Origin of the sequence: Nocardia sp. A7, assembly GCF_046549215.1 — a bacterium.
Lineage (GTDB): Bacteria > Actinomycetota > Actinomycetes > Mycobacteriales > Mycobacteriaceae > Nocardia.
In genome coordinates this window covers 1,625,391-1,637,867 of the sequence record NZ_JAJPWE010000001.1, presented here as the reverse complement: position 1 = coordinate 1,637,867, position 12,477 = coordinate 1,625,391, and the positions used below count along the sequence as shown (strand labels likewise).

Below are 12,477 nucleotides of genomic sequence, written 5' to 3'. Positions count from 1 at the left end.
CCCTCGGCGAGGGAGGGCATCCCTATACTTTGGTCGCTATGACCTCCCCAGCCACCCCACAGCCAGACACACAGCAGGAGCGGGACGTGAGCAGCAGCGAGAAGATTCAGCGCGTTGGCATCATCGGCGCCGGACAGATGGGCGCGGGCATCGCGGAGGTGTGCGCACGCGCGCATGTCGACGTACTCGTCTACGAGACCACCCGTGAACTCGCCGCCGCAGGCCGCGCACGCATCCTGCGTTCGCTGGATCGTGGCGTGAGCAGCGGCAAGATCACCGAGCGGGAGCGTGAGCAGGCGGCCTGGCGGCTGCGGTTCACCTCCGACCTCAGCGACTTCGCCGACCGTCAGCTGGTGGTCGAGGCCGTTGTCGAGAACGAAGACGTCAAGACGGCGATCTTCAGCGAGCTGGACAAGGTCGTCACCGACCCCGACGCCGTGCTCGCCTCCAACACCTCCTCGATCCCGATCATGAAGATCGCCGTCGCCACCGCGAACCCCGAGCGCGTGGTCGGTCTGCACTTCTTCAACCCGGTGCCGGTGCTGCCGCTGGTCGAGCTGGTCACCACCTTGAAGACGAGCGAGCCGGTCGCCAAGCGCGCCGAGCAGTTCGCCGCCGAGATCCTGGGCAAGCAGATCGTGCGCTCGGCGGACCGCTCCGGTTTCGTCGTCAACGCGCTGCTGGTGCCGTACCTGCTCTCGGCCATCCGGATGGTGGAGTCGGGCTTCGCCACCAAGGACGACGTCGACAAGGCGATGGTGCTCGGCTGTGCCCACCCGATGGGCCCGCTGGCGCTGACCGACCTCGTCGGCCTCGACACGGTGAAGTCGATCGCGGACTCGATGTACTCCGAGTTCAAGGAGCCGCTGTACTCGGCCCCGCCGCTGCTGATGCGCATGGTCGAGGCCGGGTTGCTCGGTAAGAAGACCGGCGCCGGTTTTTACCAGTACGGCAAATAGAAGTTTGCTCACCGGAGGCCACCGACATCAGCTGCGACGCGATGTCGGTGGCCTCCGGCCATTTTCGGGGTGTTTGCAGGGGGAACGGCGAAGGGTCGCCCTTGCGGCCTAAGCTGCTGTAGCCGGACGCGCTCGCGCACCCGGTGTTATGTCGAGCGCAGCGTGTGATCGAAAGGGAGTATCGGCGGTCATGGTCAACGTCACCGATGGATTCGGGTCGAGCGTTCTCGGATACCCGAGGATCGGTCCGCACCGGGAGCTCAAGCGTGCGCTCGAGTCGTACTGGCGCGGATCGATGGAGCGCGAGGAACTGCGCGCGGTAGGTCGCGATATCCAGGAGCGTCAGTTCAACGAGCTGGCCGCGACCGGACTCACGCAGGTGCCGGGCAACACGTTCTCCTTCTACGATCACATCCTCGACAACGCGCTGCTGTTCGGTGCGGTGCCCTCGCGTTTCAAGGAGTTCTCCGACGGGCTCGACCCGCTCGACTTCTACTTCCTGATGGCGCGCGGCAACCCGGACACCCCGCCGCTCGAGCTGGTGCGCTTCTTCGGCACCAACTACCACTACCGTCAGCCCGAACTCGACGCCGACACCACGTTCTCGCTGCATCCCGAGGCCCTGCTCGACGAGTGGGACCGGGCGGCCGCACGCGGGATCGAGCTGCGTCCGGTGGTGCTCGGCCCGGTGTCGTTGCTGCTGCTGTCGAAGGCCGGGCATGTGCCGGGCGAGACCGAGTTCGACACGTTGAGCCTGCTCGATCAGCTGCTGCCCTTCTACGAGGAGCTGTTCGAGATCCTCGCCAAGCGCGGGTCGACCTGTGTGCAGCTCGACGAGCCGTGCTTCACCGGTGAGCGCACGCCTGCCGAGCTGGCCGCGTTCGAGAAGGCCTACACCCAGCTGGCGAAGGCGCCGCTGCGGCCGCGCATCCTGGTCACCGGCCAGTACGGCGATTTCGGTGAGGCGCTGCGGATTCTGGCCGCGAGCAATGTCGAGGCGATCGGGCTCGATCTGGCCTCCTACCGGATGCAGCCGGAAGAGCTGGCGGCGATCCCGGGGATCAAGCGCAAGCGGATCTACGCGGGTGTCATCAGCGGCCAGAATGTGTGGCGGGCCGACCGGGTCGTCACGCTCAACTACCTGAACGCGATCGCCGAGGTGTGCCCGGATCTGGTGGTGTCGACCGGCACCACCCTGCTGCACGTGCCCTATGACGTGCTCGCCGAGTACGACATCGAAGGCAATGTCGCCGACCGGCTCGCCTTCGCGAAACAGAAGGTGGGCGAGGTCGTCTCACTCGCCAAGGCGCTCACCGACGGCCCGTCGGAGAACTGGCGTAAGCGGCCGACCGAGGTGCATTTCAAGCAGAAGCACGCGGTGCGCCAGCGGGTGTACGCGGTGACGCCCGAAATGCGCGAACGCGCGCCCTACGACGTGCGCGCGGCGGCGCAGCAGGAGCGGTTGAACCTGCCGCTGGTGCCCGCCACTACTTTGGGCTCGTTCCCGCAGAGCGGCAAGCTCCGGCAGGCTCGGCACGAGGTGGCTTCCGGGCGACTGTCCGACGACGACTACCGCAAGCTGGTCGAGGCCGAGATCGAAGCCACGATCCGGCTCCAGGAAGACATCGGCCTCGACGTGTTCGTGCACGGTGAGCACGAGCGCAACGACATGATCCAGTTCTTCGCCGAGCAGCTCGACGGTTTCGCCACCACCCGTTTCGGCTGGGTGCAGGTGTACGGATCCCGTTGTGTGCGACCGCCGATCGTGTACGGCGATGTGGCACGGCCCGCGCCGATGTCGGTGGAATGGACCGCCTACGCGCAGTCGCTGACCGACAAGCCGGTGAAGGGCATGGTCACCGGGCCGGTCACCATGCTCGCGCGTTCGTTCGTCCGCCAGGATCAGCCGCTCTACGAGACGGCCGACCAAGTGGCACTTGCCATTCGGGACGAAGTGGTGGACCTGGAGAAGGCCGGGATCGCGATCATCCAGGTCGACGAACCCGCCATCCGCGAGCTGCTCCCCGCCCGCCCGCACGGCCGCGAGGAGTACCTGCGCTGGGCGGTCGGCGCGTTCAAGCTGGCCACCTCCGGTGTTCGCTCCGACACCCAGATCCACACCCACATCGGCTATTCCGGTCGCACCGAGGTGGTCGACGCGATCGACCAGCTCGACGCCGACGTCACCGCGATCGTGGCGACCCGCTCGATCGAATGGGTCATCGAAGCCCTCACCGAGGACCTCTCCTCCGGCCACGGCCTCACCCACGGAGTCGGCCCCGGCGTCTACGAGAGCCGCTCGGCCCGTATTCCCGACATCGACGAGTTCGACGAGCTGCTCACCCAGGCCGCGAATGCGGTGACACCGCAACGGTTGTGGGCCAATCCCGACGGCGGCCTCAAGACGCGCCACTACTGGCAGTTGGAGCCTTCCCTGCGGAACATGGTCGCTGCGGCTCGACGGGTGCGCCGGCGGGCATTGGCCGCGGAAGCAGCGGCCGCTACAGCCTCGGAATGATCTGAATGTCGAACGGGCGCACCGAAATCGGTGCGCCCGTTTCGTATATCGCCAGCGAGACGACACGGCCGAGATCGCAGTATTCGGCCCGGTCGGGCCCTACCGTGGGTGAATGGAACAGCGAATCAGCCTGATCACCCTTGGTGTCGCCGATCTGGCCCGAGCCTGCGCCTTCTACGAAGCGCTCGGCTGGTGTGGCCAGGAGATCGAGGAGACGGTCTTCTTTCAGGCGGGCGGGCTGGGCCTGGTGTTGTGGGGACGGGACAAACTCGCCGCGGACTCCGGTCTGCCCGATGACGGCACCGGCTTCGGCGGGATCACCCTGGCGCACAACGTGCGCTCCGACGCCGAGGTCGAGGAACTGCTGGCGGTGGCACAGACAGCCGGCGCCACGATCACCAAACCCGCGGCCACCAACCCCCTCGGCTTCCACTCGGGCGTCTTCCTCGATCCGGACGGCTATCCCTGGGAGGTCGCGCACAACCCGGGTTTCCCCCTGGCCGCGGACGGTTCGATCACCATTCCCGACTTCAGCGCCTGAGCCCAGTGGACACAGCGCTGTCCGGCCGCAGCGGGCTCGTCCCTGCGCGCGCAGGTCGGGCCTTTCTCGTCGGTCTGCCTTTACCCAAGATTGCACGCGATAAACATGAGATTGCCTGAACCTCAGCGGATCTCGGCAGCAGCGACTACAGTTCGCGACGGTACCGTCAGGTCAGGAGGGGGCGCGGTGCTCGATTCGCATCACCATCAGGGGAAGTTCGGGCACGATTACATTCGGGTGCTCGCCTCCGCGGCCGGGCTTGTCTGGTCGACCGATGACCTCGATGTCGACGGGGTCGACCTGACCATCAAGCAACCGGGGCGGACCAAGTACGGGCACTCCCCGCAGATCGAAGTGCAGATCAAGACCGTGTCGCGTCCGAAGTACCGGCAGGGACAGCTGATCTTCGGCGGGCTCAGCCATACCCAGTTCAATCAGCTCGCCGGCATCGACTTCGCCGTTCCACGTTATCTTTTCGCCGTTCACGTGCCTGCCGTCGCTGACCTGTTCACCGACTCGGTCACCGGCGGCCTGATGCTTCGGCACACGGGATACTTTCTCTCACTGCGTGACCGGGCTCGATTCGCTGTCGACAATCCCAAACGCAAGGTCTCGGTATCGATTCCGGTCAGCAATGTGCTCGACGTCGAGGCTCTCGCCACACTCGTCGCCGGATCGCCGCGGTAGCGCCCGATGGTCGCGACGCCCCGGCTAGATGAGGTCATCGAGTATCTGCAGGCACAGGGGTGGACGCCCCAGACGAGGTGGCGCAATGGCCGGGTCTGGTCACACGGGGAGTTCGACGTGCTGGTGCCCGACGGCGAGGTCGTCGACTTCACCGCACGAATGCGGGCGCTGGTGCGGTGTGTCGCGGATTCCGAGCAACGATCCACGGAAATCGTTGTGCGTGACATTGTCTCCGGCGGCGTCGACATCGTCGGATATCGTGCGGGCGACGCCACCACCGAGGTTTCGGTCGAGGCGGGCACAGCTGCGTTGACGGCACTACGGTCCTTGCTCGTCATTTGCGCGGACCAGGTGGCGGGCAGTGAGATCAGGATCGCGACCATGCGTGAGCACGCCGTTTCCGAACTGCTCAACAGCACGGCATTGCTGCCGCGTCGGGATGTCTTCGGGTTCGATCTCGTTCTCGCCGGGCCAGGTTCGAGACTCAGTCGACGTGCGGCGGTCCGGTTGCTCGACGTCGCCGCGACAATGCGGGAGGCCACGGACGGTCTTGGGTTCGGCATGGGCGCCGAGATGTGGTCCGACACCGTCGAGATGTTCAGCGCGCTCGGTTCGGCAGAGCGCGACCCGATGCGGTTCGAGTTGAGTTTCCACTGGTCACGCCAGGTTCCACGGCCAGGTGTCATCATCGAATTCTCCAGCGCCGAGATCGCTCGACTGCCGCGGTTGCTCGACGTGGGCACCATCGCGTCATCGCCACTACCCACCGAATCGCTTCCCGGCGCCGAACAGCCCGCGGTGATCGAAGGGGTGGTGGTCGGGGTGGACAACGACGGCGAACCGAAGGCGACTGTGCGTGGCGTGCTCTTCGTCGACGCGACCAGTACGGGGCGGCAACGACGTGTGACGGTGCTCCTTCGAACGCCCGAGGAGTACGTGAAAGCGCTGGTGGCGCACAGGTCGCGAAGCAGGGTGCGGGCCACCGGAATCTTCGACGGCAGACGTGACCTACAGATTTCCGAAAACGGATTCACCGTCATCGACGGCGACGGATCGTGAGAGAACGGATCGAACATTGTCGGATCAGATGAGTCCACGAGAACTTGCTGTGCTGCTGACGCTGTTGGCAGAGGCACGCGAACTCACCAACGCGGAGTTGTTCGCGGTGGCCGGGGTGACGCTCGATGGCAAACCGCGACTTCGGCTCAACAAGCTGGGCCTGGTCGACAGCGCGAAGGTTGGTCGCGCACTCGTGCACGAGCTCACCGAGCAGGGGGCCGAGTGGTGCACCGAGGAGCTCGCGCGCCCGCGCCCGGAGAAATCCGGGTCCTATGGCGGGGCGCTGTACGCGGTGATGGCCGGGCTGCACCGGCATCTCGAGACCTCAGGACAAATACTCACCGATATCTTCGAGCCCGATGTGGCGGGCCAGATCATCCGGAAGTACGCCGAGCTCACCAAGGGCAAACCAAATCAGGTCCGACTCTCCGACCTGCGTAACAGGTTGGCGCACATCCCGCCCGCCGACTTCTCGGACGCGATGACGCGGCTCGCCGATCGCGACGGCGTGCACGTACGGGCGGAAGCCGACCGCAAGACATTGACCGATGCCGATCACGCGGCGGCGATCGTGCTGGGCGGTACCCCTCGTCATCTGCTGACCGTCGAGGCGGTGCGGTGAACGAGTTGGAATATCGCGCGCTCGCGCGGGTGCAGTTCAGCACCGCACTCGGCCCGGATTCGATTTGGCGGCCGCAGAGCTACCACGTCGAGGAGCTGCATCGCGCGGCGTCGGCGGAGATCGCCAGGGCGATCGGTCTCGCGAAGGATCGGCCCGAGATGTCGCCGACCGGGTTCATTCTCAACGGCGATCCCGGCGTCGGGAAGACCCATTTGCTCGGCTGGATCAGGCAGCACGTCCAGGACCCGGCGGTGGGCGGCTTCTTCTTCATGCCGAAGCTGATCGATGGAAAATCGTTTTGGGACGGGGCCGTCCACGGGGTGATGAACCGGTTGATCGACGCCGACGGTGGGCAGCTGCGCAGATTGTTGGTTTTCCTCGCCGGACGGGCTGGATACGACAGCGAACGCACCGCGCGAATCGCCGGGCCGATGCGGCCGAAGCCGACAGACATCGATCAGTTTCTGACCGACCTGGCTGGTCCGGAACCACAGCTGGCTTATCAATGCCAAGACACGCTGCGGGCACTGGTGCTGTTCCGCGCCGGCGGACCCTTGCGCGACGTGGGCGACAGCTATCTCATTCTGCGCGACCCCCTGGACTCCGAGGTCGCCAAGGAGTGGGGCTTTCGCAATGGAAACCACAATGCGCAGTTGATCTTTCAGGATCTGATCCGATTGTTCGGCGCGGCGGGTCCGGTGGTGATCGCGCTCGACCAGATCGACGCCGTGATGGCGGATTCGGCGAACCGGGGCGGGGCGAAGGCGGCGAACCTTGCGGACAGCTTGATGAAGCTGCGCGAAGAGACGGTGCGCACGATAATCATCGCCGCGTGTATCCCCACCACCTGGGACTACCTGAAGACGCAGGGGCTGGCCTCATCCACGGACCGATTCACCGAGCGATTCTTGGCCACTGCGCTACCCGGCGCCCCGGTGGCGGCAGCCGTTGTCGCGGGTCATCTGGCGGTCCAGTACGACGAGGTCGACTTCACGCCGCCGTACCCGACCTGGCCGATCGCTGCTCGCGCCTTCGAGGCCGCCGAGGTGACCAGCTACACCCCGCGCAGATTGCTGCAACTCGTCGCCGAGCACGTGCGCAACTGCCTGGATCGAGGAGAGATCCGCGAACTCGGCGACTTCGCCGATATCGGCAGTGGTGCTGAGGCGCATGTGCCGGTGCCGCAAGTGGATCTGCGTGGGTTCGACAGCCGATTCGCGACATTGCGCGAGGCGGCGGATTCCACGATGCCGCTGGACCCGGCCAACGAGGACGAGGTCATGGCCGCCCTGCTCAAGGCCGCCCTCCAGTGCTTCGTACTCGAGCAACGTGATCGCGACGACCTGAGCATCGACCCGGCGACCGCCACGGGGCGGGCACTGCACGCACGCCTGCTTCGCACGGTCGACCCGATCGTCGAAGAGCAAGAACACTGGAGTTTCCGGGCGATCGGGCACACCCATCATCTGGCTGTGCAGTCCCGGATGCGTTCTGCGGTTATCGAATCCGGCATCGAAGAGTCCGAGGGCAACCGCCACCTGACCATCCTGCGCAATATCCCGTTCTCGAAGGGTCCTAAAACCGCTGCGATGCTGACTGATCTGGCGACGGCGGAGGGCAGCACGTTGCCCATCTCGCAGGATGATCTCCGAACCTTCACCGCGTTGCAGCAGATGCTGGCCGAGGCGACGCCGGGTTTCGACGGTTGGCTGGTGGAGCGCGCACCTGCTGGAAAGACTCAATTATTTCGCCGGGTGTTCAGTGATCTTCCCGAATCGGTCCCTGCGCACCCAGCTTCGGACGAGACCGACAGCGGCAGTCACTCCGAGATCGGACCAGCAACTCTCGCTGTGGTCGAAGCCGCTGGACCGACGGTCACACTCGGTCGTGGGCTTGCCGACCAGAGCGAATTCGTAATTCCGCTGGAATTGCTGCGGAAGCATCTCGTCTTGTTTGCCAGCAGCGGCTCCGGCAAGACCGTGCTGCTCCGGCGACTGGTGGAAGAAGTTGCGCTGCACGGAGTTTCGGTGATCGTCCTCGATGTCAACAATGATTTGTCCAGGCTCGGCGATGCGTGGCAGGAGGTTCCGTCGGCGTGGCAGCCGGGCGATGCCGAGAAGGCCGAGCGGTACCTGGCCGAGACCGATGTGGTGGTGTGGACCCCACGCCGCCAAGTCGGCCGACCCCTCATCCTGAATCCGCTTCCGGATTTCGGCGCGGTGCTCGACGACCCGGATGAACTGCGGACCGCTGTGGAAGTGGCCGCGAGTGATCTGCTCGCGCGTTCCGGTATCGCACGGACGAAGGCCGCGCAGGCGCGCGCGGTCCTGTTGGAGGCGCTCACTCATTTCGCTCGGTCGGGGGAGACTAAATTGCCAGGGCTGATCGCCCTGCTCGCCGACCTGCCCGACGGCGTGAGTCGCGTGCGTAACGCAGCCCGGATCGCGGCCGAGATGTCGGACGGGCTCACAGTTTCCATGATCAACGACCCGCTGTTCGGTGGCGATGGTGAACCCCTGGATCCCGGCGCATTGCTGACGCCCGCGCCCGGTAAGAAGGCGCGAGTTTCGGTGGTCAGTTGCGTCGGGCTGCCTGATCCTGACCAGCGTGCCACCTTCGTCAGTCAGCTACAGGTGGCCTTGTTCACCTACTTCAAGACAAATCCTGCGGGCGACCAGCCGCTGGGTGCGCTACTCGTGCTCGACGAGGCCCAAATGCTCGCGCCGTCGGGCAAGAGCACTCCGGCTACGGAAAGCACGCTGATGCTCGCGGCGCAGGCACGAAAGTACGGACTGGGAATCGCCTATGCCACGCAGGCGCCGAAAGGGTTGGACAACAGGGTGGTCGGCAACACGGCGATCCAGTTCTTCGGCAAGCTGGGGACGGCGGTCCAGATCCAGGCAGCCAAGAGCATCGCCGCCACGTGGGGTGGAAATGTCGACGACATCGGCCGTTTGAAGACCGGCCAGTTCTACGGCGCTACCGAAGGGCGGGCGTTCCGCAAACTCGCCACCCCGCTGTGCTTGAGCCACCATCCGGCCAGTCCGCCCACAGAGGCCGAAGTACTCGAACGTGCGCGGCGCGGGCAGGATTAATATATTACGGTACGTACTGTACTGTTATGGAATGAACGTGAAGACTTGGCCGGATTCCCTCCGTGTAGCGCAGGTTCGGATCGCGCGGCCGACGGATCGGCTCGACGAGGTGGTGCGCTTCTACGTCGACGGGCTCGGGCTGCGGGAGCTGTACCGGTTCGAGGACCACGCCGGATACGACGGGGTGATGGTCGGGCTGCCCGGCGCGGATTATCACCTCGAATTCACCAGCCATGTCGACGGGAGTCCGGGTGCGGCGCCCAGTGCTGAGAACCTGCTGGTGCTCTATTTCGACGGTGCTGCGCCGATGTTCGACGTGGTGGAGCGGCTCGGTGAGTTCGGTGTGGAACCGGTGGCCGTGGAGAATCCGTACTGGGCGGCCAACGGCGGCATGGCATTTCCCGATCCGGATGGGTGGCTCGTCATGCTCGTGCCGCGGCCGGTGTTCTGATGCCGGGACGTGCGCGCGAGGACCGGATCGACGTCGCGGTGCTGGCCGCGACCCGGCAGGTGCTCGACGACAACGGCTACGCCGAACTGTCGATCGGTGCGGTGGCGACCAAGTCGGGCATCCATCGCCCGGCGATCTACCGGCGCTGGCCGTCCAAACGGCACCTGGTCGTCGCGGTGGTCGCCGATCTGCTCGGTGTTCGGCCGACGGCCGACACCGGCGATCTGCGCGCGGATCTCACCGCGGCGCTGTGCGACCTCGTCGCCGCGCTGCGCGACACCCCACTCGATCGGGTGCTGCCCGCGCTGGTGGCAGACCTGGCGAACGACCCCGAGCTGCGCGCACACTTCCTGTCCACGGTCTTCGAGCCACGTAGGGAAACCACCGCGAACGCCCTGCGTGCGGCGATGACACGCGGCGAAGTGGATCCGGGGATAGATCTCGACTTCGTCCTGGACACGGTGGCCGCGCCGATCTACTTCCGCGCACTCTTCGGCCATCTGCCATTGGACGACGCACTCGTCGATGCCTCGGTCAACGCTGTCCTGGGGCTGGTGCGCCCGGCTCGGTAGCCGAAGGCGGTCGGGAGTTGGCTGCCGACCGGGGCGGTTGGTTGCCGCTACGGTCGCCGGATCATGGCTTGGGCGCCTGCGGTGAGTTCGGCGGCGGTGGGGGCGTTGGCTGGGTCGATCAGCCATTGCAGGAGTAGGCCGCCGATCATCGTTTGCAGGATGGCGCCGACATTGGTGTCGCCGTCGCCGAAGGCGTCGGTCAGGCCGCGGCGGGCTCGTCCCTGCGCGTCGGCGAGCTCGGTGCGCAATTCGGGGGAGTGCAGTGCCTGGTTGAGGCATTCGGCATTGGCGTGCCACAGCGGTGCGTTGTCGACGAACGAGGTGATCAGGCTGTGCCAGAACGCTTCGAGGCGAGCGGTGGGGTCGGCCGGATCGTCGGCGGGTAGGGCGTCGAGGATCTGGGTCACCGCGGACGCGCTGGATTCGAGCATCGCCTGTTGCAGCAGCTTGTCGCGGGTGCCGAAGTGGTAGTTGATGGCCGCGAGGTTGGTGCCGGAGGCGGCGACGATATCGCGCACGGTGGTGCGGGCGTAGCCGCGTTCGGCCAGGCACTGCTTGGCGGCTTCCAGGAGATCTTCGCGCGTTCCCACCTGTGCACGATAGCAATACATCCGTTTGTGACAGCCGTTTCAAACAAACGTCAGTGACATATGTATGAAACGGATGTATGTTTCGAGCATGACCTCTCGGCGACGCATCTCCCCTTTCGAATCCAGCTTCTTCGGCATCGGCACGACCATCGGCAGCGTGCCGACCGGCGGGATGCCCCTGTTCCTCGGCACCACCGTGCACGGCGCGCTCGACCCCGCGATCCTGCGGACGGTGCTCGACGAACTCGCCGCCGCGCATCCGCTGCTGCGCAGTCGAGTGGTGACCGAAGACGGCGTGGGATATTTCGTCCGCGACGACGAGTTCCGGCCTCGGCTCGACATCATCGAAGGTGGGGAAGCCGAATATCTGGCGCTGGTCAACGGGCCACGGGACTGGAGTGACGGGCTGTTTCGCGCGTACCTGCTGCATGCGGGATTGCGGCAGCAGGTCGTGCTGGTCGTCCATCACGGAATCTCCGATGGCAGATCGGGATTCGCGTTGCTGGGCCAGATGTGGCGCCATTACACCGCGCACGCGACGGGTGTCGCTGTGCCGGAGCCGGATTCGGACCAGAGTTTGCCTGCGGCGATGGATACTCTGCTGGCCGAAGTGGTTTCGGCCGCGGAGGCCCAGGCATGGCTGGCCGAGGTCAGGGCGGGCGCGGCGACGATGCGCCCCGAGGACGCGCCACGAACACTGCCCCGCGACGGTGTCGACACCGATCCGCTCGGCCGATTCGCGATGCAGCGCATCGAACTGACCGCCGAGGAGACCGCCGAACTCGTGACAGTGGCGCGCTCCCATGGTCTTTCGGTGAACAGCGTGGTCACCGGTACGGCGCTGGCCGCCCTGCGCACCCGGTTTCCGGAGTCGGGCGTCGTGCCGATGTTCTGTGGGTACGCGGTCGACGTCCGCGGCGAATTCGATCCGCCGGTGCCCGCCGACACGCTCGCCAACTTCGCCTCAGGCGCGGGCACACTGGTCAACGCGACCGGCGAAACCAGCCAGCTCGAGCTTGCCCAGCTGGTCGAAACCGGCCTGCGCACCGCCATGAACCGCCGCGAAGCCGTGATCTTCCCTCTCGCCGCCCAACTGGCGACCGACGAATTCACCGCCGCCCTCCTCGGCGCACCCCCCGCCATCGCCATCTCCAATATCGGCCGCTTACAACCCCATCCGACCCCCGACCACATCGCCTTCGTCCGCGACGACATCTACGCCATGGGCCCCGCGATGCCCCCGAAGATCACCGCCTTCACCCGCGCGGGCCGCCTCACCCTCCAACTCGAATACGACACAGCCCTCTACCGCCGACCCCAGATGGAAAAACTCCGCCTCACCCTTGTCGAACTGCTGCAAACGCTCGAATGACTGTTCTGCGT

At 65.8% G+C, this 12,477-nt stretch carries 11 protein-coding genes; 10 read left to right on the top strand and 1 reads right to left on the bottom strand.

The features are described 5' to 3' along the window. Window positions 1-86 precede the first annotated feature (86 nt). From ACLJPD_RS07340 to ACLJPD_RS07300, 9 genes are all read left to right on the top strand, one after another. Window positions 87-959 carry a 3-hydroxybutyryl-CoA dehydrogenase gene (locus tag ACLJPD_RS07340; protein ID WP_255284083.1) on the top strand — a complete coding sequence of 291 codons (873 nt, stop codon included), beginning with the start codon at window positions 87-89 and terminating at the stop codon, window positions 957-959. Between the two features lie 190 nt (window positions 960-1,149). Beyond that, complete coding sequence (metE, locus tag ACLJPD_RS07335; protein ID WP_410870992.1) at window positions 1,150-3,477, top strand: 5-methyltetrahydropteroyltriglutamate--homocysteine S-methyltransferase; 2,328 nt, start codon at window positions 1,150-1,152, stop codon at window positions 3,475-3,477. 112 nt (window positions 3,478-3,589) lie between these two features. Next, on the top strand, window positions 3,590-4,018 hold the full coding sequence (locus tag ACLJPD_RS07330; RefSeq protein ID WP_410870991.1) for a VOC family protein: 429 nt from the start codon (window positions 3,590-3,592) through the stop codon (window positions 4,016-4,018). A 186-nt stretch (window positions 4,019-4,204) separates the two neighbouring features. Next, window positions 4,205-4,705, top strand: a complete 501-nt coding sequence (locus ACLJPD_RS07325) for a DUF4365 domain-containing protein (protein ID WP_410870989.1) — start codon at window positions 4,205-4,207, stop codon at window positions 4,703-4,705. A 6-nt stretch (window positions 4,706-4,711) separates the two neighbouring features. Beyond that, window positions 4,712-5,764: a hypothetical protein gene (locus tag ACLJPD_RS07320; RefSeq protein ID WP_410870987.1), complete on the top strand. Its 1,053-nt coding sequence runs from the start codon at window positions 4,712-4,714 to the stop codon at window positions 5,762-5,764. A gap of 28 nt (window positions 5,765-5,792) precedes the next feature. After that, on the top strand, window positions 5,793-6,386 hold the full coding sequence (locus tag ACLJPD_RS07315; protein ID WP_410870985.1) for a hypothetical protein: 594 nt from the start codon (window positions 5,793-5,795) through the stop codon (window positions 6,384-6,386). Next, on the top strand, window positions 6,383-9,481 hold the full coding sequence (locus tag ACLJPD_RS07310; RefSeq protein WP_410870983.1) for an ATP-binding protein: 3,099 nt from the start codon (window positions 6,383-6,385) through the stop codon (window positions 9,479-9,481). Before ACLJPD_RS07315 ends, ACLJPD_RS07310 begins: the two co-directional genes overlap by 4 nt. Before the next feature lie 31 nt (window positions 9,482-9,512). Next, on the top strand, window positions 9,513-9,932 hold the full coding sequence (locus ACLJPD_RS07305; RefSeq protein WP_410870981.1) for a VOC family protein: 420 nt from the start codon (window positions 9,513-9,515) through the stop codon (window positions 9,930-9,932). After that, window positions 9,932-10,504, top strand: coding sequence for a TetR/AcrR family transcriptional regulator (locus tag ACLJPD_RS07300; RefSeq protein WP_410870979.1), 573 nt, complete (start codon window positions 9,932-9,934; stop codon window positions 10,502-10,504). Before ACLJPD_RS07305 ends, ACLJPD_RS07300 begins: the two co-directional genes overlap by 1 nt. Window positions 10,505-10,551: 47 nt before the next feature. On the opposite strand, the gene ACLJPD_RS07295 is transcribed toward ACLJPD_RS07300, so the two are convergent. Then, on the bottom strand, window positions 10,552-11,094 hold the full coding sequence (locus ACLJPD_RS07295) for a TetR/AcrR family transcriptional regulator (RefSeq protein WP_410870977.1): 543 nt from the start codon (window positions 11,092-11,094) through the stop codon (window positions 10,552-10,554). Window positions 11,095-11,182: 88 nt separating this feature from the next. Here ACLJPD_RS07295 and ACLJPD_RS07290 point away from each other — a divergent pair, with 88 nt between their 5' ends. After that, window positions 11,183-12,466, top strand: coding sequence for a phthiocerol/phthiodiolone dimycocerosyl transferase family protein (locus ACLJPD_RS07290; protein WP_410870976.1), 1,284 nt, complete (start codon window positions 11,183-11,185; stop codon window positions 12,464-12,466). The last annotated feature ends 11 nt before the right edge of the window (window positions 12,467-12,477 follow it).

Bases quoted from the DNA above. Each gene is read 5' to 3' on its own strand.
- ACLJPD_RS07305 (WP_410870981.1), top strand. From the start codon at position 9,513: ATGAACGTGAAGACTTGGCCGGATTCCCTCCGTGTAGCGCAGGTTCGG.
- metE (WP_410870992.1), top strand. From the start codon at position 1,150: ATGGTCAACGTCACCGATGGATTCGGGTCGAGCGTTCTCGGATACCCG.
- ACLJPD_RS07315 (WP_410870985.1), top strand. From the start codon at position 5,793: ATGAGTCCACGAGAACTTGCTGTGCTGCTGACGCTGTTGGCAGAGGCA.
- ACLJPD_RS07320 (WP_410870987.1), top strand. From the start codon at position 4,712: ATGGTCGCGACGCCCCGGCTAGATGAGGTCATCGAGTATCTGCAGGCA.
- ACLJPD_RS07290 (WP_410870976.1), top strand. From the start codon at position 11,183: ATGACCTCTCGGCGACGCATCTCCCCTTTCGAATCCAGCTTCTTCGGC.
- ACLJPD_RS07330 (WP_410870991.1), top strand. From the start codon at position 3,590: ATGGAACAGCGAATCAGCCTGATCACCCTTGGTGTCGCCGATCTGGCC.
- ACLJPD_RS07300 (WP_410870979.1), top strand. From the start codon at position 9,932: ATGCCGGGACGTGCGCGCGAGGACCGGATCGACGTCGCGGTGCTGGCC.